Source organism: Paenibacillus phyllosphaerae, assembly GCF_014192105.1.
Lineage (GTDB): Bacteria > Bacillota > Bacilli > Paenibacillales > Paenibacillaceae > Paenibacillus_Z > Paenibacillus_Z phyllosphaerae.
In genome coordinates, this window is sequence record NZ_JACHXK010000006.1 from 255,344 (window position 1) to 279,402 (window position 24,059).

Genomic DNA, 24,059 nt, shown 5'->3' on the forward strand with positions numbered 1-24,059 from the left:
TTAAGTAGGTCGCCGAGAACCTTCTGAGCTTGAAGACGGAGGGGATATCGAGCTTAAAGTTGAACGAGTCAGTAAGTTGCTGGATATTTACCCCTGGTATACGTACAATATCACCTATAAGAAGAAGGGCGACAGCATGGTGTTTGCCAACGCCAGGCGAGTGAGCGATTCTGAAGAATACTTGGATTTCGAATTGTTCGAGGCAGAGATTGTGAACACGAAGTCCAACTGTGGGAGCGTGACACGAAGTTGGAAGAGCTCGCCTTCTTCATTGATCCGTCTCCGCTTGTAAGTGGAGCTGATCTTGGAGGCGAGGACACAGCGAGTACATATAACGCGAACTATTGCCTCATCTACAGCCGAAGCGCCGGGATGAACGAGTTGACGAAAGACACGAAGTATCGGTATAACATGAAGTGACAAAAGGAGAGGAAGACCATGGCAATTACACATGTAACCATAGTGACAGGTGCTTCGAGAGGGTTAGGCGAAGCGCTCACGCAGCGGCTGCTTGCGCCGAACCATCAGCTCGTCTGCCTTGCGCGCAAGCGTAATGAAGCGTTGCTGCAGCAAGCCGCAACGCTCGGGGTACAGCTGACTTGGGTGGAGCAGGATTTGGCCGAACTGACGGAGAGCGGCGGCGCCGAAGCGTTCATGAAGGAGCTGCTGAGCAGAACCGCATATCAATCCGCGGCGCACATCAGGCTGATTAACAATGCCGGCATGCTCGATCCGATCGGCGCGGCTTCTTCCAACGCATCCGAAGACGTTGCCCGTCATATCGCGGTTAACCTGACGGCGCCGCTTGTACTGTCTGCGGCATTCTTGCGGGAGACGGAACATCTGTCGTCGGACAAGCGGCTGATGCAAATCTCGTCGGGAGCGGGCCGCCATCCGTATGCGGGCTGGAGCGCCTACTGCGCGACCAAGGCGGGGCTCGATCATTTCTCCCGCTGCGTGAAGTTGGAACAAGAAGGGCTGCCTCATGGCGCGCGAATCGCGTCGGTTGCACCCGGCGTTATCGATACGGCGATGCAGGCGACGATTCGATCGGCAGGGGAAGAGCGTTTTCCGAGCCATGCCCGATTCGTGGAGATGTATGAGACCGGCAGTCTGACTTTGCCGCAGGAAGCAGCGGGCAAGCTAATCGCGTATTTGGAGGATGACCGCTTCGGCGAAGAGGTCATCGCAGATATCCGCAACTGGTAGCACAAAAGGGTTACCCTGGTCTCGACAGCCTTTCTTATATCTATATCATATAACACGACACCGCGTTAATGCTTTATTATAAACGGTTGCTTATGAAAATACCGAGAGCCACTCCGATCCGCCTATTGGCGGATTTTTGTATTTTAATCCGCTGCCGAAGTAGAGCGCTCCCCATGTCGGCTCCGCAACTTCCCGAATCCGCATTCCAGTCGTCCCCAAAAGCAGGAGGGGCGACAGAACTTTGGGATGCTCTTTATAATAGGCCATCGTGATAACTATATCTTGGGCATTAATATCCCGCTCGGGCTTTTCCTCCTTCTTTACATTTACTGCGGCAAGTCCGGGACTGAGATCCTTCCGAAGGTACTGCTTCTTAAAGCACCAGGTTAGAAATGAACGGATATGAACGATTCTCTTTACTTAGGAATTCCCCATGTCAATCAGTTCTGTTGATAATTAATTCGTTCAAGTATCTGATTGTATGCGTTCAGGAAAAGATGGGGGCTAGGATCTTCTCCAATTCGCTTTGGGACGTCAAAGTCCGATAGATCGAAATGATGCTTAGGTTGAACATCATGCCTTGCTAAACAGCTCTTACAGCAAGATAAAGGACACCCGTCAATTGCAATGATGTCGCGTCCCGACTTTGCTGTTCTGACAAGCGGTTTGACATCACCACCAACACCGGCGATGCAGGACATTTCAGCTATGTTTTCTCGATCCATTTTAATAGCAATCATGTTAGCGGTCTGTGCTGCCGAAGAACAACCAGAACATGAATAGACAAGCGGTAAATCTTTTTTTTTCATGGGGTACGCACCTCTCTTCTCTTTCATATTTTGATACGAGCCCGCATCCTGTAGTTGGACTCATCATTCGAACCTGTACTTCGTCATCATGCCGATCCCGAACAACATGAATAAACTCATCGCAAAAAGTAGGACCGGTCCATAAGGAACGCTTAATTGAGATGTCCAGTTCATCAACCCTTCTAGGAACAGTAGAACTTCGTTTCCTACAAAACCGGCAAGAAATATGAAGCTCCCTAGGGTCAAAACCTTCCTCTCACCTTTACCGGGATTCGGTTTGAGTAAAAACGCAAGCAGCATGCAACTTACAAATCCGAGCAAAACCAAATGTAAGTATCCAATCACGACGCTCCGATTTTCGAATGCGAGGGATTGTAACTTAGGAATCGCGGAAGCGAGCTCCAGCACCATCTTCGTTGCCAAGGCCAATAAGGCGAAGAAAAACAATCCGCCGTTGGCAACTTGGCGCCTAATCTTCAGCCACAGCAGAAAGAAAATCCCGACCGATGCGAACTGAACCATCCCGGATAGGATAGCGATGATATACCATCCCGCGGACAGACTCATCCATAACAAAGATAGAAGAAACGACGGCAATAAGGATGTAACATAAAGTCCATATTGAAGCTGCCCTAATCGTATCGCCGCTGGATTCATAAGCGGCTCAAGCTTGTAAAACAGTATGGCGAAAAGACCTAACGTAAACCAACCGTTGTATTGATTATGCAAGTAAAAATAAAGGGCTGCATGGTACCAAGGGGATTCTGTCAAATTCAAGGCGCTTAATACTGCCAGCCCCCACGGACCGACTGAGGAAAGCGCCATGAAGAATAAACCGGCTTTGGCGAAACGTACCGATAACGAGCTTCCTTCGCGCCGTCTTATTTTTTTCCACATCCATAAAGCAAAGGCGTAAGACAAGAAGATATGGACCGTGGAGAAGAAGATTGAAAAGAACCCGTATCCCTGAATTGTAAAGGCGAGGAACATCAGGACGATCGTAACCTGCGTAAACAGCCAATTGACTTTTAGGAAACGCGAGCGTTGCTGCTCATCCGGTATATATAATTTTACGTAAAGAATGTACAATGCGGAATATCCCCACCCGAGCAACGCGATATGGGAATGGGCATGAAGTAAACGTTCGTAAAGATCCGGCACAGTGGGCAGGAGGGCCATCCCGCGGAGCAATACTCCGGCCAGAGCCGTGACCAGTAAATATAGAAATGGATAACGAATCCACGAGTTTGGCATCAGAAAGCCCTCCTCAGATATACTTAGACGTGATAGGTTTTTGATTCTGAATGAACGGCGGTATCTTGTTCCAACGATTTGCCGGTCTTAAGTCCAACAACGAACCAAACGATCCCGACGATGCCTAATGCGAAAATGGTATCCCCGACGGCCCGGAACCAAACCAGATTTTGCATCACGGGGGAGTGAAGCAGCTCGACCGAGCGCGCATACCACATCCCCTTTTTCATACTGTTTAATGCTTGAATGATGCCTACCGGTAGGAGGCTTGTAACGCCCATGACCATTAATCCGATATTCAGCGACCAGAACGAGAAGCGCAGTAGCTTCGTCTTCCAAGACCGCGTGCCGGACAATCCCCGTAGACAGAAGAGCATCAACCCGATGCCAAGCATGCCGTATACGCCGAACAGCGCAGTATGCGCATGCAGCGCCGTTGTGTTCAACCCTTGCATGTAATAGAGAGCAATTGGCGGGTTGATCAGGAACCCAAAGATCCCGGCGCCGACCAAGTTCCAGAATGAGACAGCTACGAAGAAGTAGATCGGCCAGCGGTAACGGGATACCCATGCACTTGCCCGGCTATGCCGCAAATTCTCGTACGCTTCGAATCCGATTAAGAGAAGCGGCACAACCTCTAAGGCGCTGAACACGGCTCCGAAAGCGAGTACGCCTGTCGGGGTGCCTGCGAAATATAAGTGGTGGAATGTTCCGATGATGCCGCCGAACAAGAAAATAATCGTTGAGAATAACACGGTCGACGTTGCCGTAGCTGTACGAATCAGCCCCATTCTGGAGAACAGGAATGAGATCACAACGGCCGCGAATACTTCGAAGAAGCCTTCGACCCATAGGTGAACGACCCACCAGCGCCAGTAAGTGGAAACGGAGAGGTGCGTATGTTGCCCCCACATCAAGCTGGGCGTGTAGAATACAGGAATCGCCACGGACGCTAGTAAGAACAAGATCAACATGTGTCTTCCTTCACTCTTCTGACGAATCGCGGGCCACACGGCGCGAGCCATGAGGAAGAACCAGAGGAACAATCCGACGCTCAAGAGAATTTGCCAAGCGCGTCCCAAATCCACGTATTCAAACCCTTGGTGACCGAAGTAGAAGTTGCTCTGCAGATCGGTGATATAACCTTTAATGGCCATCCATTGCCCAACCATCGAGCCGACGACGATGAGGAGCAGCGCGCCGAACAAGAAGTTCACGCCCAGGCGTTGATATTTTGGCTCATAACCGGAAATGGCCGGTCCCATGTAAAGTCCTGTCGCGAGCCACGCCGTCGCAATCCAGAAGATGGCGAGCTGCTGGTGCCACGTCCTCGTTACGGTGTAGGGGAACCATTCTGCGAGCGGTATTCCGTAGAAACCGTCTCCTTCAACGCCGTAATGGGCGGTGATGGCTCCGAGTCCAACCTGAACAAGAATGAGGGCGGTTACGATCCAGAAGTACTTTAGCGTCGCTCGCATGGATGGCGTCACCTTGATGTTCAAGAGAGGGTCATTCTTTGGAGCCGGTTGTTCCGGAGCCTCGCGATGACGCTGAACGGCGAAGTACCAAGCTAATGCGCCGACACCGGCGATGAGAAGAATGACGCTGATTATCGACCACATCACAGTCGACTGGGTTGGCACGTTATCGATAAGCGGTTCTCCAGGCCAGTTATTCGTATACGTTATGTCCATCCCCGGGCGATTCGTCGATGTCGACCAGGTGGCCCAGAAGAAGAAGGCCGACAAACTGTGGTGATCCTCGGCGCTCCGAATCGTGTTGTCCGGAACCGCGATCTGGGACCGATACTCATCCATCGAGGGGTCGTCCCCGAATACCTTCACGTAATACTCTTTCATCGCTTGGATCGACAGCGCCCGATCGGCGGAGACCGTTATCGCTCCGGTCGCGGGGTCGTAGGTATTGGTCCTGATTTCTACCTTCAATCGAGCTTTAAGCGACGCTTGCTGCTCCAATGACAGCCCCTCGTAAGTCGACTGATACTCCGACTGCGCCCAATGATCGAGCAACCATGTTAATTCCCGATGAAGCCAATCCGCGGTCCAATCGGGGGCAACGTAGGCGCCGTGTCCCCAGATACTTCCTAATTCCTGCCCGCCCATTCGCTGCCAAACGTTCTGCCCGTTTTGGATATCTTCCTTTGTATAGAGGACCTGACCGTCCAACGTTATAACTTTTTCCGGGATGGGAGGCGCCTTCTGAAAAATTTCCCCGCCGTAATAAATCAGAATAGCGAAGGAACCGAAGAATACTAGCGCTAAAGTTATCCATAATTTTTTAACCTTCATATCTACTTCTCCTTCATTTAATTATTTCGGTAAGCTCTTGGAATATATGCGCATGCCGGATCGCTCTCAAGATAATCGCCGGTTGTCGCAAAAGCCCGCGCGCGGGAGCCGCCGCATAGTTCTTTGAATTCGCACACGCCGCATTTTCCTTTCAGAAGCGACTTGTCGCGAAGCTCCTTCATGACGGGGGAATGACGGTATAGATCAAGCAATGACTCCTGACGTACGTTTCCGCAGACAACGGGAAGGAATCCGCTTGGATATACGTCCCCAATATGGCTGATGAAGACGAAGCCGTCACCGTCATTAACCCCCTTGGGCGCTCTGCCGAGTACGTCGAAGCGTTTTTCGGGGAGTGCCGGAAGAACGCCTTGAAGCGATTCGGTTTTCTTGGCTTGCGTGACAACGCGGCGGTAGAATGGGGCTTCCGTCGATTTGATGCCGTAAGGCGCGGACTTCCCCAGTTGGTACAGCCACTGCATCACTTCTTCGTGCTGCTCCGGTTGAATCATATCTTTCTGCATGCCGCGGCCTGTGGGGACGAGGAAGAATAAGCTCCATAGTACGGCTCCCATCTCGCCGACTTTCTCCGCAATCCTCGGCAAATCCGTAAGATTGTAATTCGAAACGGTCGTATTGATCTGGATCGGAATTTGCAGTTCCTGCAGGCTGCGAATGCCCCGCATGGTCAAATCATAAGAGCCTTTCGTACCTCGAAAGTGATCATGGATGTCTGACGTAGAACCGTCAAGACTGAACGCCCATCGGGACAAGCCTATGTTTTTCGCTTTCTCGATCGCGGCTTTCGTCACTTTCGGGGTGGCGCTCGGCGTCATCGATACGGGGAGCTTCTTCTCTTTAATGGCGTATTCCGCAAGTTGAAATAAGTCGGGACGCATGAGCGGATCGCCTCCCGTGAAAACAAAGAGAGGCTCATCCATTTGGGCGATCTCATCGATAAGCCGTTTGCCTTCTTCGAAGGTGAGCTGTCTGGGATCGGGCGTGTACTGAGCTTCTGCCCGGCAATGCAGACATTTGAGCGCACAAGCACGGGTGACTTCCCAGATGACGATAAACGGATACTGATCATAGTTTCTTGAACGGAACTGCTGCATCTCGATTATCGCTCCTTTCCTGTTGAGGTGGTGAGTAACTGGGTCTCATTATAGGGAAAATATCTACAGCGCAATGTGTGCCAGCTCACAAATGTATCGTTATACGATATTTCTTCACCGGTTTGTGACGGTCTCTTGACCGGAGTGATCAAGACCGTGAACTCGGCATCACGCCGCAGTGTCACAAGGAGTATCTATATTCAGTTTTCCGATAAGGGATTGATGATTTTAGAAAGGTTGTCCGCAATTCATTGGGAGGAGTTAAACCGAATGGGCATGGCTGCTTTTTTCAAAACCGCTGCTTTTGTTAGCGATACTTTAGGATACGAGGAGGAAACTAAGTATCCATAGAACGAAAGATCAGGGGGCGACAAGGGGGGGACGTCCCAAACCAGAAGAAGAGGGCGGGTTCTAAGCCCTGCCGGATGGTCTTGCCCGTCCCATCGTCAAGCAGGTTGCGTCTTGCGAAGCCCGGTCTCTTCTCTTTTGGCTTGATGACTAATACCTCCTTCTTCTCGAGTATGAAGTGCCTAAGAGCGAATTCGTTTCTCGCCTTCAATGGCTTGGATAGGCCCAATATTCTGGGTAAACTCAAGTGTCCCGATATAGTCGCCGTTCTCGTCCCGCACGGCAAAATAGCGAATGTACACATACTTATCGCGAACTTTTATCCAAAAATCCTCGCAGTCTTTTCTTCCCGATTTAAAATCGTCAAGCAACGCTTCAACAATATGCGCGCTCTTCGGAGGGTGACAGTTTTGCACGGTCCGACCGATGACCGCCTTGGTCCTTGCGAATACTCTCTCTTTGCCATGTGAGAAATATCGAACGATATCTTTGTGGTCGATGAACGTAATGTCAATGGGGAGATGATTGAAGATTAATTCTAACTGCTTTAAGGATAATATCCCTGTCTCCATCTTGACATAACCAGCGGATATGGTCTGACTGTCGATGTATTCCCTGGCCGGCTTCCACTTCGTATAGGGTGCCATTAAACAAAACCCGATTTCATCGCTCTCATGAGCGATTTTGACCCATTCATCTTCGGTTAAATTTCTCAGCGCCATTGGAAAAAGAATATTTTCTTCTCTGTAAATCATACCGCTGATTTGCTCGACGGCAAATTCAAGTTCTTTCATAACCTCTAGCAACTCCCCTGTGTAACTGACGAGTTTCCGCTTGGCCTCCTTAATGGAATCGCGGATATAATCATCCATCCTCCACATGTTTACGGAAGGTCCCGTAATTCCATACTTCTCCAAGTAAGGGAACAGGAGCTGCTCTTTGCGCGTGTAGTGCTTGTCGATGTCCAACATGGCGTTGAGAACTTCTTGCAGCTTCAAATTGTTCTGCATCGAATCATCGTTACTAAATTCGCGCATGGCCAAAAGGAGATTCTCGATTTCCTTCTCGATTGCCCGATTCTCCAACTTGAATGTATGAATCGGATGGCCGGGTTCGTCCGCGGTATTTTCGTTGCCCACGATTTTCCCCGCAATGATGGACAAATGCGCATCGGTTAGCCGGACGATTTCTTCTTGGGGGAGCTTTCTCTCTTCCAGTATTTCTTTTTGAAGCCGTGAAAGCTCCGCCGCTTCCTCCACAGTGATTCTACCGATCGTTGCATCAAACTGCGTCTTTACATCCTTCACGGATTTACCGTTGTATAGGTCCAGAAAGATATTTTTAAGCAGCCTGGAGCGGGCACTGGCTTGATCCTCGAATTGCTCCCGATTATTAATGAGCTCGCTCATAGATGGAACCTCCAATGAGAATTTTTATCATAGTTAATGCTAACACGTTCCTCGATTTGGAAACGTGATACGGGTCACATATGGGAGGTATAGTTTCTTCTTGCATCCTCTGTGAGGCTGATCACAAAGCTTAGGTCTGGAATGTAATATACTTTGCTTGTATCGCACGCCAATTAGGAGGGATTGCAATGAATGCGTTCGCGAAAGTAATTAAAGCACCGGAGTACCCGCCGCAGCTAAAACATAAGGTAATCTTCGAAACATTCGACGCGCTTAAATCAGGTGAAGCTATGCTGCTCATTAACGATCACGATCCGCGACCGCTATTTTTCCAGTTTCAAGCAACGAGAAGTAATTGCTTTACATGGGAATACATTGAGCAAGGGCCTATTGAGTTCCAGGTGAAAATCGGGAAACCAAACAACATATAAAGGATTGAGGCGATTCAAGTGGCTTCAACAGACCGGTTAATACAATTGGACGTAAGACCGTATCTCCGCAAGAAAATAGAGCCATTCCAGCTCATAATGAATGCTGTGAATGGTCTAGAGAAGGATCAATTATTCGTGCTTCATGCAACCTTTAAACCAACCCCTTTGCTAGGCCTTCTAAAAGTAAAGGGCTACATGAACCGCGTGCAATCTGTCTCACCGGATCATTGGATGGTCGCTTTCCTGCACAAAAGCCAAGAGAGGGTAACACTAGACGAGTTTGATTTCCTGCGATTCGCTAACTTAGAAGAAGGAACTGTCGAACAAGGTAATGCGACTGAGGAAGAATCACAGCTTCCGCCTAACCTTAATAATGAAATATCTCTTCAAAACGTTGATCACGGTCGAATAACAGAGTTGGACAATCGCGGGCTTCAACCGCCCCAGCCTATGGTACGGACACTTAAAGCGTTAGAGCGCTGTCAACCAGGTGATCGTGTCGTCATTCACAATGACCGAGTGCCTATGTTCTTGATTGAAGAACTACAAAAGCTCGGGTATGGTTATAAAATCGAAGAGCAGACCGATGGTTCCGCAAAGATGCTAATCACGAAGACTGATAAGTAAACGAGGTGGTTCTGATGTTCCGGCTCCCATTGTTATTCATAGCTACGGGAATAATTAGCTTTACGATCTACCATCTGCTGTCTTTATTCACTCTAGGTGCGTGGATGGTCGAGCCGATCCGCAATCCGGATGGGTGGTTTCGTGCCCATCTGTTGATTCTTGATTGGGCGACAATGATTGCAATGGGAGCCGTCTATCAGTTGATGGATGTTGTATTGCAGCGGAAGGTTTATAGCGTCAAACTGGGTTATCTCCACTATATAGGATTTACCTTGGGGACAATAATATTGCTTACCGGATTTTTGTTATCTTTGGTGCCTCTGCTTGCTACTGGTGCGGTTCTGACCTTATTGGGCATTGGATTGTTTGTATGGAATGTAGGCGTAACGATGATTCAAGCTCGGCAATGGAATGCGGTAACGATAAGTACAGCATGTGCTCTCGTTTATTTAGTGTTGACCGCAGCAATAGGGGCTGTAATGGGTTTAAACTTTGCTTTCCCGATTTGGCTGGAAGGTCATGACCGTTTATTAGCCTCTCATATTTGGATGGGAATGGTCGGTTGGTTTGGGATGCTCATTACAGGATTCAGCTATAAGATGCTGCCAATGTTTTATCTTGCACACGGACACTCAACGAGACTGCAGAGCTATATCATCGTCCTGTTGAATTTAGGCGTAATCACGGGAGCCGAAACGTTCCTTCTCGGGGGAGGAGGCGTCCTGCAGGCGGTATCAATCGGTTTAATTGTACTGGCTTTTGGGTTGTATTGCGTATTTATTAACGGGGTGAGAAAGCATCGTTATAAACGAAATCCTGGAGCTGGTATATGGTGGACGGTACAAATCACGAAAGCAATGTTAATTCTAGGTGTAATTATACTTTTTAGTTGGCTTGCCTTTCCGGAGGCATATGTGCAGCATCAGACGACTCTAATCATTGGCACGGCCTATCTAAGCGGCTGGGTGTCATTAACGATACTTGGTTATTTATCGAAGATTGTGCCATTCCTGTGGTGGACTCATAAATATGGTCCAAGAGCTGGCCAGCCTAATGTGCCTGTCATGTCAAGTTTGATTTCTGAAAGTTTCATTAATCGTGGACTATGCTGCATAGCGTCAGGGGTTTTATTATCGATAGCTGGTCTATTCTTAGAGGTAAAATGGTTCATAGAGGTTGGCGGAACAATCGTGTCTGTATGTTCACTATTTTACATCGGGATCATTGTGCGGGTATTCTTCAAATAAAGTGAAAGGGGTGTGGATGATGATTTCAGAAATGGAAATCAATCAAATTCTTAAACAAGTGTACGATCCTGAGCTCGGCGTGAATATTGTAGATTTGGGGCTTATTTATGATATATCGATTGGATTTGATCAAGTCAACATAAACATGACGTTGACTACTCCAGGATGTCCGCTTCATGATACGATTATCGGAGGAGTTCGACGATCTCTAGAAGGCATTATTGCACCAAAGCAGCTCCATGTCGACCTGGTTTGGGAGCCAAAATGGGCGCCGGAACGCATGTCGGAAGCAGCAAGAAAACAATTGGGTATTATTTGATAACTTAGGCAGGGACCGCGATGACGGTCTCTTTTCAATATGTAAATACCTGTCAATAATTAATGAAATGGTGGAGATTGGATGGGAATGGAAACGGTAGAACTGCTTAAAAGTATTCCGATGTTCCGAGAATTAAACCATGATGAATTATCCCATATTGGGCAGGTCATAATCGAGCGCCGATTTGATAAAAAGTCAGTCATTTTTCATGAAGGCGAAAGTAAAGAGGCCGTATTCTTTATTAAGGAAGGGCTCGTGAAAACGTTCAAGACCGATGAGAATGGACATGAGCAAATCATGTCCTTTTTGAAGCGCGGGGAAATGTTTCCCCATACCGGTCTATTCAATAATAAGTCCTATCCAGCAACGTCCGAAGCTTTACTGCATACAGCGCTGTTGGCAATACCAGTCAAATCTTTCGAATCTCTTCTGCTTGAAGTTCCATCGATGGCCATCAAAATCATGAGAGTAATGAGTGACAAGATCCAAGAATTGCAGGGTAAATTACAGGAACTTACTGGTCAGGATGTCCATGATAGAGGGCAATCGTTTATTCTAAAGATGGCTGAGTATTACGGCACGGTTAAAGGGGATGAAATCCATATCCCTTTCCCAATGACGCATCAGGATATCGCCAATGTTATCGGGACTACACGAGAAACCGTTACCCGTTTATTAAATCAGCTGCGCAAGGAGAGTATTCTGGACGCAGATCGTCAAGGTTTCGTCATCTATAGTCTGGAAGGTCTCCGAAATTGGAAGAAGAGATAAAGGAGGAAGTATGCTCATATAAAAAGAACCCGGGCGATCCCGGGTTCTACTATATATCACTATGAATGAGAATTCCCTCACTTTGTTCAACCTGCTGCACCTATGAGTTTTTTTGCAGCATCCCGTCCCTGCCGGATACAATCTGGAATCCCGACTCCTCGGAATGACTTACCTGCCATGATAATACCAGGGTACATTGTGCCTACCTGCTCTTCCAACTTTGTGATGCGATCCAAGTGCCCGGGTAAGTATTGAGGCATTGAACCGTAGTGCCTGGAGATTTCGCAGAATAGAGGTTTTCTCTGGATAGATAAAATGCTCGACAATTCCCGGTAGGCAACATCGATCAGAGTAGCATCATCCTCATCGACATGTTTCTGATCGTCCGAGTGACCGATATAAGCTCGTAACAAAACTTTACCGGGACTAGTGGTGTGTGGCCATTTCTGCGAAGTCAGCGTGCAGGCTGTTATTCGCATCCCCTGATCACGAGGAATTACGAATCCAGCACCTTTAAACAGCACAGGGATATCCGACTCATTGAAAGCCATCGCCAAATTAACAACAGAAACACCGGGTACGGATGTGAGGGCCTCTACAAGCGGGCCTGGCAGCCGCTCCCCAAGTATTTCTCTTGTCTGCTCGGCAGGCACAGCAAAAATAATACGATCTGCTGTGTAGCTTTTTCCTGTAGTAGATATTTGATATCCTTCAGTCACACCAACGACTCGCCGGACCTCGCATTTAGTGATGATTTGAACACCGGAGGATCTAAGGACATCATTCAGCCTCTCAACCAGCATCATTAGTCCTTCTCGCAACGATAAAAACATGCTCTTCTTCAAATGCTCTGGGAGACGATGTTTTTCGCTCGAGTTCGCATCTTGCACAGTTCTTCTATTTGCAAGCATCCCTAGAATAAGGCTGCGATGTTTTTGTTCCATATATGCCATCTGGGGAAAAGTGGCAGCAGTACTTAGTTTGTTAAGGTCCCCTGCATAGATCCCTGCCAGTACCGGGCTGACTAAATGGTCAGCGACTTCTGTTCCAAGTCTCCGTTTAATTAACGAACCCAGTGATTCATCGTCAGTTGCAGTCCTCCTCGGTATGATGAAATCCATTGCAGCCCTAACTTTGCCCTTGAGTGTAAGAAGATCTGTCTTTATAAATGGGCCTATCCGAGTAGGTATTCCTAGAGATAAGCCTTCTGGCATCGGATGCAGTTGTTTATTCATATAAATGAAGCTTTTCGTCGAATCTGGACTCATCGCCACCAAGTCCTTCTCCAACCCCAGCTCTTTGCATAGTTGCACAACTGCTGGCTTACGGAACAGGAAGGAATCGGGCCCCTTCTCAATTACAAAACCATCTCTTCGTAAGGTTTGAATAGCACCACCTAGTTGACTGCTGCTTTCCAGCAGTGTGATATCAAGCTTGCTATTCGGAGGGGAGGACTTGATAAGCTCATAAGCAGCACATAACCCTGTAATTCCCCCGCCAATGATTACAATGCTTCGTTTTGTTTCATCCACATTGAAAATCCCCTTTCTTAATGTGTCGTCGATCCTTGACATTACTATAGAGAAATTTGCCTTTGTTTACTGTGCGCCAGGTCACGAATATATCGCATTACGACGAATTTGCTTATTTGGGTATGTGACAGATTCTTGGCCAAATCAAATCTGTGCTCTTCGTCACATTATCCATCTCATTCTCCAGGTATAGTGAGAATAACCAGTGATAACAAATCTCCTCGTGGATGGAGGTATAGTAAATGAGCAGTAGGATTCGAAAAAACTCGTTAGCTGTCCTAATAATTTCGCTTGGTTTATCAGGCTGTGTGCCAGTCTTTCAATATGATAATGACATGTTCACCACCAATAACACGGAGATCGTGAACGCAGAAGTAAATGTGCATAAGATTAATCAACAGCCAGTCGAACCTGTTATTCAGCGAGTAGGAAGGGATGTGCATATCGAATTGACGGCTCAGGTTACGGATGTTGAAATTGCAAAAGGCGTCTTTTATAATGCATGGACGTTCAATGGAACCGCTCCTGGTCCTGTGCTGCGGGTAAAAGAAGGCGATACGATTCACTTTACGCTGCGCAACATGGATCCTAATATGCCGCACTCGATGGATTTTCACGCGGTACACGCAGCGCCGAGTAAGAAATTCATTGATGTTATGCCAAATGAAACAGGGACCTTCATCTATGAAGCCAAGTCGCCGGGCGTATTTATGTATCACTGTGGCACAGCCCCTGTCCTAATGCATATTGCTAATGGCATGTACGGTACAATCATCGTTGAACCGAGGGATGGGTATCCAACGGACAATGAGATAGATCGTGAGTATGTGATCACTCAGAATGAATGGTATAAAGAGAACGATCTTCAAGATTTCGAAGATGGTTCCCCCCGCTACGTAGTATTTAATGGCAACACTTTCTCACTGAAAGAACAACCTCTTCTGGCAAAGGTTGGGGATACCGTCCGTTTGTACGTGAATAATCTTGGCCCGAACCATATTTCTTCATTCCATGTTGTGGGCACCTTATTCGAAAGGGTTTACCTCGACGGCAATCCACGCAATCCTCTCTATGGTATGCAAACGGTGCTTCTTCCTGCAAGCGGGGGAGCTGTTGTAGAGTTTCAAGTACTTGAGGAGGGTGATTACCCTTTTGTCACACACCAGTTCAGTGATGCCTCCAAAGGAGCTGTTGGGATTATTCGTGTCACGAGGGACGGGCTAGATAATGTTGGTGCCCCCAGCACAATGAGTCACTAATGGACGATTAAGACAGCGTAAAATCATAGATAGTATATATCTCGGAGGTAAACGATGGAACATCAAGCAGAACGTGTACAACCGCTAGTAGATACCCTTCAGAGACCTCTAAGGGACCTTCGTATATCGGTAACGGACCGTTGTAATTTTAGATGCCGATATTGCATGCCGGAGGAGATGTTCGGCAGCAATTTTCGCTTTCTTCCACAAGATAAACTGCTAACCATTGATGAAATAACTCGGATCACAATGATCTTTGTTTCACTAGGTGTGTCGAAAGTGAGGATTACTGGCGGGGAACCTCTATTAAACAAAGAGATAGCAGAGATTATACGACGCATTAGTCACATAGAAGGTGTTAATGACTTGGCCATTACCACTAATGGTTCATTACTGAAGCAAAATGCGAGAGCATTAAAGGACGCGGGGTTGAAGCGACTTACTGTAAGTCTGGATAGTCTGAATGATGAACGCTTTGGTAAATTGAACGGGAGGGGCTTCTCGGCCCAGCATGTATTAGAGGGTATAGAAGCAGCTGCAAATGAGGGTTTAACCGTAAAGATTAATATGGTTGTCCAAAAAGGAATCAATGACCAGGATATTATCCCAATGGCCAGATATTTCAAAGAACGTGGTCATACGTTAAGATTTATTGAATATATGGATGTAGGGAATAGCAATGGCTGGAACGTTGGACATGTTATATCTAATAAGTGTATTATGCAAACGATTCACGAGAAAATGCCTCTAGAGCCTGTAGAATCAAATTACTATGGTGAGGTTGCAACACGTTATCGCTATCAAGGCTCAAACGAGGAAATCGGATTCATTTCATCGGTAAGTCAAGCATTTTGTCATTCATGCACAAGAGCAAGGTTATCGGCAGAAGGTCATCTTTATACTTGTTTGTTTGCAGCGGAAAAAGTTGATTTATTGGGATCCATTAGATCTGGTGCGACTGACAACGAAATAATGTCGATAATATCCGGTGTATGGAAAATGCGCCAGGATCGTTATTCTGATACTAGACGGGATCAGACTTCTCAAAGGGTTAAAGTCGAAATGTCTAGAATAGGCGGTTAGATTTGTAAATACCCTGAAATTAGCGTTTGTACAGGAGGTGAAGCAGACGCTTTTTATGGTGCTGCTGAAGGAGGCAGGAGGAATACTAACGCCTAGCGTTTAAGCTTCCTTGAATATGGGAATGCTGAAGCCGGGAGGTGAGAAACGTGAGTCAACCGTTACAAGACGATGAAATGAATAAGGATGAGTTAATCGCATTGCTGGAAATGACACTGGAACGGGAGAATGAGCTTCTACGAACTTATGTGATCGCCTCCGAACGTATTCACAATAACGCGGCACTGAAGCTCCGGCTTATTAACTTCGCGGAAGGCAATGCCAAACGGACGAAGCAGCTGATCGATGAAATTTCAATCCTTAAGTCTTAATCGTGCTGCTGTATGAACTTGGACCAAGGCTTAATTCATATCATAGCGACATACACGGTTCTGATTGGAGGGGTTCGCGTTTACGTGGACGGAGTCATAATCGAAAGAGGCAGCTATCGATCACATGAAGGAAGAGCGATCGTTGAATGGAATAAGAATGAAGCAGCTGCCGCGGCAGCTGCTTTTCAATTTCTGCGAATGCTCCGGAAGGTAAAGCATAGTGCGTCAAGGATTTGAGGATTTACGATATGGAGTTTCGTCCCTTGAGTCCATGTCCAGATGGAATAATACATATTGAATAGCCTCACCGGTGTGATGGAAGAAGTTTGCCGCACCGATCCGTTGATGGAGGCGGGTCTTCTTCAATACATCAAGCGGCTGCTGCTGGATACCGGAAATCACCACCAATCCGCCTTTTGTATGAAAGCGGGACACAATATGGGACAGGCTGGACGCGCCGGTCGTGTCGATATAGGGGACGTTGGCGAGTTGAAGCAGCAGAACCTGGCATGGAGAGGACCAGGGATCCGGGATCGTAGCCGACAGCTTGTACGCTGATCCGAAGAATAGAGGTCCCTCAAAGGTGCAAATCCGCAGCTGCGGATAATTCTGCACTGCCGCTATTATAGAAGAATCGGTGTTAGAAGCGGGTTCGGGTACCGAGCTGGAGACTCTCCACGTATCGCTCATCTTCTTCACAAAAAGCAGCACGGCAAGGAGCAGACCGATGCCGACGGCTATTGTAAGGTTAGCTAAAATGGTAGCGAAGAATGTCACTAGCAGGATGAACGAATCGCCTGTTTTCGTTTCCAGGATACGCTTAAATGCTTTGCGCTCGCTCATATTCCATGCTACGAGCATGAGGATTGGAGCCATTCCGGCAAGCGGAATTTCGGAAGCGAAAGGCGCGAACAAGAGCAGTATCAGTAGCACGACAGCCCCGTGAACGACGCCGGATACCGGTGAGACGGCGCCATTCCTGATGTTCGTCGCAGTCCGGGCAATGGCACCGGTCGCTGGAATTCCGCCGAAGAAGGGGGTAACGATATTTGCGATCCCCTGTCCGATCAATTCTCGGTTGCTGCTATGCGGCTTACCTGTCATTCCATCTGCGACCACGGCCGACAGGAGGGATTCGATGCTACCGAGCATGGCGATCACAAGTGCGGGCTGTAGCATGAGGACTAGCTTTCCCCATGTTATTTCGGGGATGTGGAATTGCGGTAACGTGCTGGGAATATCTCCGAAAGCAGAACCGATGGTTGCCACATGCCCATTGAAGAAGAGCATCGCTGCAGCGGTAGACGCCAGGAGACCGACCAAAGAGCCAGGCACCTTCGGCATCACTTTCGGGGTGAGCAGCAGAAAAACGAAACAAACGAGAGCCGTAAGCAAGCTGTAAAGATGGACGGTGTCTAGGTGTACAATGATTTCTTTCATATTGGCCAGAAATTGCTCGTGCTTCTCAATTCCGTTTAACCCTAGGAAATTCGCGATTTGACCGCTGAAAATAATGACGGCAATGCCGGCCGTAAAGCCGATGGTTACCGGCCGTGGGATGAATTTGATGAGTTCCCCCAGTTTGAAAATCCCCAGCATCACCAAAAGGATCCCGGCCAAAAAACCGGCGATCAGCAGGTTTTCATAGCCATACTCCATAACAATGGCAAAAAGGATTGGAATGAATGCGCCGGTAGGACCGCCGATTTGAAACCGGGAACCGCCGAAGAGGGAGATCAGGATTCCCGCAACGATGGTCGTATAAAGTCCATACTCCGGTTTGACGCCCGAAGCGATCGCGAACGCCATGCCCAGCGGGATGGCTATGATGCCGACGATAAGACCGGAGGTAAGATCCTTACGGAAGGATGCCGGGGTGTAACCATGAAACCGCCCTGACCATTTCATTTGAATACCTTCTTTTTTATATATTTGAATATTTGAATATATAAAAAACACTACTCCCGCATAACGGTATTGTCAATGGATTTCAGTACTTCAGCGAAACAAAAAAACAAGGGGACCAGACTGAAAGAACGGATCTCCTTGTTTATCCTCATTGCTCCTTGCGCATCCCTTCAAGCAGCGAGATCGCGTCGACCAGATGGTTATCGAAGATCTGCTTCGCCACCGCGAGCAGCTCTTTGATTAGCGGATCGCGTAGTGAATAGACGACGGTAGTGCCTTCCTTGATGCCATAGACCACATTTTTATTACGCAGAACGGCCAACTGCTGCGAGACGGCAGAGCCTTCCGAACCGAGAATGCTCTGTAGTTCATTAACGCTTTTATTTCCTTTGCCTAATTCCTCAAGAATCCGAATGCGCATCGGATGCGCCAGCGCTTTGAAAAAATCGGCTTTGAACAGCTGGATGTTCTGATTTTGATGCATGACAGCAGATCTCCTTAATCTTCAACCTTTCGAATATAAAGCTATAGTACCACATATTCGAATTCCTCTAAATTTATATCTTCGCAAAACAATCAACTGGCAGATCTATAGACACAACGAGTCTTGATTGTTTGCAGATGAACCTTGTGACATCGGTCACAGCCGGGTTCTTTTCTTTTGTGTTCTAATACGTGTATAGGAAACTTCGATTGCAGGGGGCAATAGGAATGGAACGAGCGTTTGCTTCGAGATGGGCACGGAATGTGTTTGTGACTGTAGGCTGGTTGATTGTCTTGATGTATATCGGGTCAAGATTTTTTACGCACATCGACTTGGCGCTGTACGGCTATATGGTTGGCACGGTTGTGTTTATCGGCGGTTTTTTCTACCGCTTCATGGCTTGGGCGGATCGCCCGCCGACCAAACTGATCCTACGAAAAGGAATCAAGCTGCTGTTCCGCAAGACGACGCCTGTCACGGCGGCTGATCACCTTGTCGTTTACCGGTTCATCTGGAACCGCGGCTGGTACCGCTGGTTGCAGCATATTTTGCTTGGGTGGGGCTGCATTCTGTCGGCATTCGTCACGTTCCCGCTCGTCTTCGGTTGGATGTACTTCACGATGGAGGACAACGGCTTCTACACCGTCGTTATGTTTGGGATCGATCTGATGCGCGTCAAGGCGGACGGCATTATCGCTTTCCTGTTCTACAATGCGCTCAACATTACGGCGTTCATGGTCATCGGCGGCGTAAGCATGGCATTGAACCGCCGGCTGCGCAACATGCAAGCACGGGCCGAGCAATCGTTCTCGTATGACTTTCTACCACTCTACCTATTATTGTTTATCTCAGTTACGGGGCTTATTCTCACCTTCAACAATATCTTCCTGGAGGGTTTCGGCCATCCGGTGATGTCAATGATCCATCAATGGTCCGTTATTATCACGCTGATCTACTTGCCATTCGGAAAACTGGCACATATCCCGTTCCGTCCGATGAGTGTGCTGGCCCGGAATTATCGTGAGCACTACGGGACGACTGCACCGAAAGCTTGCAAGGTTTGTGGGACGCACTATGTGTCCACTGAACAAGCGCAGGACGTTGTCAATGTACTGAAGCATAGCGAAATGGAATTCAAGACCGAAGAAGGCTACCATCTGGCCGAGCTATGTCTGCCTTGCCGCCGCAAATACCGGATGTCCCGCTTCACTGGCATCCCGACCCACCAGATCAAAGTCAAGGAGGCTAATCAAAATGCCAAAGGATAAATTTTTCAAGGTGATCGCGAACAAGGAACATCCGGGCGAGAAGCTTGTGCCGACCCACTGCTCCTACTGCGGGATGCAGTGCGGCATGAATTTGCGGGTAGATACCGGCACGAACAAAATCATCGGCGTTGAGCCGCGCTATGATTGGCCAGTGACGCTTGGCAAAATGTGCCCGAAAGGCGTGACGGCTTACCAACAGACGAATCATGACGACCGTCTGATGAAGCCGCTCATCCGGAATGACCGGTCGCTGCGTGGGACGAAGGAAGGATTCCGGGAAGCGACATGGGAGGAAGCGTACGACCTGATCGTCCGCAAGTTCCAAGAGATGCAGCAGAGTTATGGCCGTGATTCCTTGTCCGTGTTCAGCGGCGTATCGATGACGAACGAAAAATGCTACCTGACCGGCAAATTCGCACGTGTTGGTCTGCAAACGAGATACATCGACTACAACGGCCGCTTCTGCATGTCCAGCGCGGCAGCCGGATTCTTGCGCACCTTCGGCATTGACAGAGGTTCAACGATTCCATGGACCGATCTTCATGAGACAGACTGCCTTTTCATTGCGGGCAGCAATACGGCGGAGTGCCATCCGACGTCCATGTTCCGGATCTGGGAGGTACAGAATCGCGGCGGGTACTTGATCGTGGCGGATCCAAGGGAAACCCCGATCGCAAGACGCGCAGACGTTCACCTGGATTTGCGTCCGGGAACGGACCTGGCGCTCGCGAACTGTATGGTGCACCTGCTCATCAAAGGTGGTTATACCGACGAGCGCTTCGTCGCGGAGCACACGAATGGCTATGAAGAACTGGCAGAACTGGTGAAGGAATTTACGCCCGAATATACGAGCGAGATTACCGGCGTTGCGCCGGAGAAGCTCATCCGCGCCGCGGAAATCTACGGAAAAGCGCCGAATGCGGTCGTCATGTTCGCCAGAGGCATCGAGCAGCAGCATAAAGGGTCGGATAACGTATCCGCCTATACGAATATGTGCCTCGTGACCGGCAAAATCGGCCGTCCAAAAGCCGGCGTCGCGACTTTCACCGGTCAGGGCAACGGGCAAGGCGGACGGGAGCACGGCCAAAAGGCCGATGCGCTTCCGGGCTACCGGAAGATTACGAATCCGAAGCACGTCGAGGACGTGTCCAAGGTATGGGGCATCAAGCCAGAGGAAATGCCGCAGCCGGGCGTCTCCGCATACGAAATGTTCGGGTTGATGAAGGAGAAGACGATCCGCGGCCTATATCTGCTCTGTTCTAATCCGGCGGTTTCCGCACCGAATCTCAATGAAGTGCGCAGCGCGCTCATGAGTCTGGATTTTATGGTATGCTCCGATATTTTCCTCTCCGAATCGGCGGAATATGCGGATGTCGTCCTGCCGTCCACGACATGGAGCGAAGACGAAGGAACCGTCACGAATTTGGAGGGGCGCATCATCAAGATCAACAAGGCGCAAGAGCCGATCGGAGAATCGAAGCCGGATTGGCTCATGCAGGTTGAACTGGCCGAGCGGCTCGGCAGAGGGCAATACTTTAGGCATCTGACTTCCGCGCGGGCCATAAACGACGAGTTCCGTCTGGCTTCCAAAGGCGGCTATGCCGATTACTACGGCGCGACGTGGGAAAAGATCGAGGAGCAGCAGGGCGTGTTCTGGCCGTGCAAGGATGATGCGGACAAAGGAACACCGCATATGTTCTTAGATAAGAAGTTCTATCATCCCGATACGAAAGCAAAGCTGTGCGCGCTGCCTTACCGGCCGCCGGCCGAAGAGCCGTGCGACGACTACCCGCTGCGATTGACGACAGGCCGTGTCGTCTATCATTATCTGTCGGGCAATCAGACTCGCCGAATTCCGTTCCTCCATGCGATGTGCCCAGAACCGTTCGTGGAGGTGCATCCGGAGACGGCCGGCAAATACGGTATCGAGCACGAAGAAATCGTTAAGCTGGCTACCCGTCGCGGGACAGCGAACTTTAAGGTGAAAATGACCGAAGCGATCCGCCCGGATACCGTCTTCGTGCCCTATCATTTCGGCCACGACGAATCGGTGAATCTGTTGACGATCGCAGCGCTTGATCCGATGTCCCGCATGCCGGAATTCAAAGTCTGCGCGGTCCAGATCCACAAGACAGTCCATGCTAACAAGAAGCAGCAATCGCAAAGCGAGGCGGTTATACGATGAAACAGCATTTATATATTGAGATGGATAATTGCATAGGCTGCCGGAGCTGTCTTGCGGCATGCACGCAATGCGGCGGCCATGATGAGCGCAACCGGAACTACGTTTATGACGTGAATCCGCTCGTCAACCGGCAGACAATCCCGCTGATGTGCCTGCACTGCGTCAATCCGGCGTGCGCGCGGAGCTGTCCGGCCCAGGCGATTCAGGTGACGCCTGAGGGCGCCGTCCTGTCCGCTCTGGTGGAGAAGTGTATCGGCTGCCAGAACTGCACGATCGCATGCCCGTACGGCATACCGAAATTCGATCATGAGCAAAATTTAATGTACAAGTGCGATCTCTGTTACGACCGTACAAAGGACGGCATTCCACCGATGTGCGCTTCTGTATGCCCGACGAATACGCTGCAGTGGCTGACCGAGGATGAATTGAAGCAGAAACAGGAGCAGCATCAGCTTGGCCATTGGACGGCCAGCCGCATGCCGTTTGATCCTCTCGAAGGGGAAACGAATGTCAAGATTAGCCTCCCGGGTATTCTACAGGGAAAACAGAAGCTGTTCTAAGGTAAAGAGGAGGACTTGCGATGATCGAGGATAACAAAGATCAAAAGAATCGTAAACCTGCGGTTCCCTACGATGAGGATAATTACACGCACAATATCCGGAAGGACAACGAGCGGAAGCTGGACCGGCGCAGTTTTATGAAGATGATGGTCGGCGCAGCCGGCGTATTCGCGGTATCCACGTTGCCATGGGGCGCAATTGCTGCCAAGCATCTGGCTGCCGGAGATAAACGCACCTATCCGAAAAATAAAATTACGGCGCTCAGCGACATCCCGGTAGGGGAAGCAGTTGAATTCGCTTATCCCGGCGAGCATGATTCGGCGCTGCTCGTCCGTCTGGAAGAAGGAACGTTCAAGGCGTACCAGAATGCGTGCACCCATCTGAAATGCCCGGTGTTCTGGAGCAAGGAGGAGGGCGAGCTCGTCTGCCCGTGCCATCACGGCTTATTCGACGTGCATACTGGCAAACCGGTTGCCGGTCCGCCGAAGCGGCCGCTGCCTGAGATTGAGCTAGCTGTCGAGAGAGGCACGGTCTACGCAACCGGGGTGAAGCGCTATGAAGCGTAGCTATTACGGCGTCATCTTTTTGAGTCTGGTGTTGCTTGCTTGCATCGTGTTTACGCAGCAGGTTGTGAATGCTTTTTTCTATGAGCAGTATGTAAAGGTGCTCGTATTCGCGGTTCTTAATATTCTGATGTTCCCGCTTGCCTTCTGGATTTACCGCAAGGAACGGAACGTAGACTGACCAGGGAGGAGTAAGCCGGATGGCCTGTGAATATAATGCAGATTTGTGCTTTATCCGGCCTCTCGATTGGGGGGCGACACCGCTGCTGGAAGAGGTCGGCGGACTGCTGAAGGACTTGTTCAAAGGATCAAGAATGGATTTAGAACCAAGCGAGGAAGAGGGGCTTGAGGTTGTTGTCGCCCGGGTGAACGGCCTTGCGATGTGGGAGCAGGAAGACGATTTGCTGGATTGGCTGAATGCCGCGCTGCCGGAATCGTGGTGGATTTGGCTTGCAGGCTATCAGGTGAACGTCATGAAGAAGGAAGACGTTGGGCCGTGCCGGCTGAAGGGGAAGGGGATCAGACATGGATGTTGAAAAGGCGCTCAAGCCGCTATGCGGCAGAACGGTTGAAGCCTTAATCGAAGACTTGGCCGGCCATGATCCGGTCGCTCCTCCGCGCATCTTTGAGCTCATACGAGTCAAGCTGCTGCCGGAAGGCACCCATCTGAAGTGCTATTTGAACTTGACGCAATTCCTATCGATACCGGTTTTCGACGATGAACAGACGAGGCTGACCTTGGATGGTCCGGATGGCACGACATTCGTATCCGAGGATCTGAAGGGACAGCTGCGTTATACGTTGATTTGGAGATAAGGCTGTATATAATACCGCAGCTTGTGGTTGTACGCACAGCGGTTAATCGCATTCCGGGATATGAACTTGTTACAGCATCACGAAGAGTTAGATGACTGCAAACCAGAGGAAGTATTTCAGCCCTCTCGTCTCCCAGAAGGAGGCGGAAGGGCTATGTTCGTGTTGCGGGACATTTCCCATCGGCC

Annotated in this window: 24 protein-coding genes; 16 read left to right on the forward strand and 8 right to left on the reverse strand. The window is 49.2% G+C overall.

Features of this window, described 5'->3' with window-relative positions; all coding sequences use genetic code 11:
* The first annotated feature begins 438 nt into the window (after positions 1-438).
* Positions 439-1,209, forward strand: coding sequence for an SDR family oxidoreductase (locus FHS18_RS15740; protein ID WP_183601018.1), 771 nt, complete (start codon positions 439-441; stop codon positions 1,207-1,209).
* Between the two features lie 440 nt (positions 1,210-1,649).
* Here the strand turns inward: FHS18_RS15740 and FHS18_RS15745 are convergent, their stop codons facing one another.
* From FHS18_RS15745 to FHS18_RS15765, 5 genes are all read right to left on the reverse strand, one after another.
* Entirely contained in the window at positions 1,650-2,018 is a 369-nt protein-coding gene (locus FHS18_RS15745; protein WP_183601019.1) for a putative zinc-binding protein, read from the reverse strand.
* A 63-nt stretch (positions 2,019-2,081) separates the two neighbouring features.
* Positions 2,082-3,272, reverse strand: a complete 1,191-nt coding sequence (locus FHS18_RS15750) for a hypothetical protein (RefSeq protein WP_183601020.1) — start codon at positions 3,270-3,272, stop codon at positions 2,082-2,084.
* Positions 3,273-3,295: 23 nt separating this feature from the next.
* Entirely contained in the window at positions 3,296-5,581 is a 2,286-nt protein-coding gene (locus tag FHS18_RS15755; RefSeq protein WP_183601021.1) for a nitric-oxide reductase large subunit, read from the reverse strand.
* A 17-nt stretch (positions 5,582-5,598) separates the two neighbouring features.
* Positions 5,599-6,696, reverse strand: a complete 1,098-nt coding sequence (locus FHS18_RS15760; protein WP_183601022.1) for a TIGR04053 family radical SAM/SPASM domain-containing protein — start codon at positions 6,694-6,696, stop codon at positions 5,599-5,601.
* A gap of 530 nt (positions 6,697-7,226) precedes the next feature.
* A complete protein-coding gene (locus tag FHS18_RS15765; RefSeq protein ID WP_183601023.1) occupies positions 7,227-8,453 on the reverse strand; it encodes a DUF438 domain-containing protein in 1,227 nt (408 codons plus the stop codon).
* Between the two features lie 188 nt (positions 8,454-8,641).
* Here FHS18_RS15765 and FHS18_RS15770 point away from each other — a divergent pair, with 188 nt between their 5' ends.
* The 5 genes from FHS18_RS15770 to FHS18_RS15790 all read left to right on the forward strand — a co-directional run bounded on the left by FHS18_RS15770 (position 8,642) and on the right by FHS18_RS15790 (position 11,848).
* Positions 8,642-8,884 carry a DUF2249 domain-containing protein gene (locus FHS18_RS15770; protein WP_183601024.1) on the forward strand — a complete coding sequence of 81 codons (243 nt, stop codon included), beginning with the start codon at positions 8,642-8,644 and terminating at the stop codon, positions 8,882-8,884.
* An 18-nt stretch (positions 8,885-8,902) separates the two neighbouring features.
* A complete protein-coding gene (locus tag FHS18_RS15775) occupies positions 8,903-9,511 on the forward strand; it encodes a DUF2249 domain-containing protein (protein ID WP_343060548.1) in 609 nt (202 codons plus the stop codon).
* Between the two features lie 104 nt (positions 9,512-9,615).
* The gene (locus tag FHS18_RS15780) at positions 9,616-10,758 is read left to right on the forward strand and encodes a hypothetical protein (protein ID WP_246427678.1); all 1,143 of its coding nucleotides are present in this window, start codon (positions 9,616-9,618) and stop codon (positions 10,756-10,758) included.
* 16 nt (positions 10,759-10,774) lie between these two features.
* Positions 10,775-11,077 carry a metal-sulfur cluster assembly factor gene (locus FHS18_RS15785; RefSeq protein ID WP_183601026.1) on the forward strand — a complete coding sequence of 101 codons (303 nt, stop codon included), beginning with the start codon at positions 10,775-10,777 and terminating at the stop codon, positions 11,075-11,077.
* Positions 11,078-11,164: 87 nt separating this feature from the next.
* The gene (locus FHS18_RS15790) at positions 11,165-11,848 is read left to right on the forward strand and encodes a Crp/Fnr family transcriptional regulator (RefSeq protein ID WP_183601027.1); all 684 of its coding nucleotides are present in this window, start codon (positions 11,165-11,167) and stop codon (positions 11,846-11,848) included.
* Positions 11,849-11,934: 86 nt separating this feature from the next.
* On the opposite strand, the gene hemG is transcribed toward FHS18_RS15790, so the two are convergent.
* Complete coding sequence (gene hemG / locus FHS18_RS15795; protein WP_343060549.1) at positions 11,935-13,380, reverse strand: protoporphyrinogen oxidase; 1,446 nt, start codon at positions 13,378-13,380, stop codon at positions 11,935-11,937.
* 242 nt (positions 13,381-13,622) lie between these two features.
* Here hemG and FHS18_RS15800 point away from each other — a divergent pair, with 242 nt between their 5' ends.
* From FHS18_RS15800 to FHS18_RS15810, 3 genes are all read left to right on the forward strand, one after another.
* Positions 13,623-14,639 carry a multicopper oxidase domain-containing protein gene (locus tag FHS18_RS15800; protein ID WP_183601029.1) on the forward strand — a complete coding sequence of 339 codons (1,017 nt, stop codon included), beginning with the start codon at positions 13,623-13,625 and terminating at the stop codon, positions 14,637-14,639.
* 54 nt (positions 14,640-14,693) lie between these two features.
* Entirely contained in the window at positions 14,694-15,722 is a 1,029-nt protein-coding gene (gene moaA / locus FHS18_RS15805) for a GTP 3',8-cyclase MoaA (protein ID WP_183601030.1), read from the forward strand.
* A 146-nt stretch (positions 15,723-15,868) separates the two neighbouring features.
* Complete coding sequence (locus tag FHS18_RS15810; RefSeq protein ID WP_343060550.1) at positions 15,869-16,090, forward strand: hypothetical protein; 222 nt, start codon at positions 15,869-15,871, stop codon at positions 16,088-16,090.
* Between the two features lie 225 nt (positions 16,091-16,315).
* Here FHS18_RS15810 and FHS18_RS15815 read toward each other — a convergent pair whose 3' ends face one another.
* Together FHS18_RS15815 and FHS18_RS15820 are read right to left on the reverse strand one after the other, a co-directional pair.
* The gene (locus tag FHS18_RS15815; protein WP_183601031.1) at positions 16,316-17,998 is read right to left on the reverse strand and encodes a SulP family inorganic anion transporter; all 1,683 of its coding nucleotides are present in this window, start codon (positions 17,996-17,998) and stop codon (positions 16,316-16,318) included.
* Positions 17,999-18,146: 148 nt separating this feature from the next.
* The gene (locus tag FHS18_RS15820; protein ID WP_183601032.1) at positions 18,147-18,482 is read right to left on the reverse strand and encodes an ArsR/SmtB family transcription factor; all 336 of its coding nucleotides are present in this window, start codon (positions 18,480-18,482) and stop codon (positions 18,147-18,149) included.
* A gap of 227 nt (positions 18,483-18,709) precedes the next feature.
* On the opposite strand from FHS18_RS15820, the gene FHS18_RS15825 reads away from it, so the two are divergent.
* Genes FHS18_RS15825 through FHS18_RS15855 form a run of 7 tightly spaced genes read left to right on the forward strand, consistent with a single transcriptional unit; the run spans position 18,710 to position 23,874 of the window.
* Positions 18,710-19,750: a hypothetical protein gene (locus FHS18_RS15825; RefSeq protein ID WP_183601033.1), complete on the forward strand. Its 1,041-nt coding sequence runs from the start codon at positions 18,710-18,712 to the stop codon at positions 19,748-19,750.
* Entirely contained in the window at positions 19,737-21,935 is a 2,199-nt protein-coding gene (locus FHS18_RS15830; protein ID WP_183601034.1) for a molybdopterin oxidoreductase family protein, read from the forward strand. Before FHS18_RS15825 ends, FHS18_RS15830 begins: the two co-directional genes overlap by 14 nt.
* Entirely contained in the window at positions 21,932-22,495 is a 564-nt protein-coding gene (locus FHS18_RS15835; RefSeq protein WP_183601035.1) for a 4Fe-4S dicluster domain-containing protein, read from the forward strand. Before FHS18_RS15830 ends, FHS18_RS15835 begins: the two co-directional genes overlap by 4 nt.
* Before the next feature lie 20 nt (positions 22,496-22,515).
* Positions 22,516-23,061 (forward strand): Rieske (2Fe-2S) protein, encoded by a 546-nt coding sequence (locus FHS18_RS15840; protein ID WP_183601036.1) that lies wholly within the window; start codon positions 22,516-22,518, stop codon positions 23,059-23,061.
* The gene (locus FHS18_RS15845; RefSeq protein WP_183601037.1) at positions 23,051-23,239 is read left to right on the forward strand and encodes a hypothetical protein; all 189 of its coding nucleotides are present in this window, start codon (positions 23,051-23,053) and stop codon (positions 23,237-23,239) included. The genes FHS18_RS15840 and FHS18_RS15845 overlap by 11 nt, the downstream gene beginning before the upstream one ends.
* A gap of 19 nt (positions 23,240-23,258) precedes the next feature.
* Positions 23,259-23,594, forward strand: coding sequence for a hypothetical protein (locus tag FHS18_RS15850; RefSeq protein WP_183601038.1), 336 nt, complete (start codon positions 23,259-23,261; stop codon positions 23,592-23,594).
* Positions 23,584-23,874: a hypothetical protein gene (locus FHS18_RS15855; RefSeq protein WP_183601039.1), complete on the forward strand. Its 291-nt coding sequence runs from the start codon at positions 23,584-23,586 to the stop codon at positions 23,872-23,874. The genes FHS18_RS15850 and FHS18_RS15855 overlap by 11 nt, the downstream gene beginning before the upstream one ends.
* Positions 23,875-24,059: the final 185 nt, after the last annotated feature.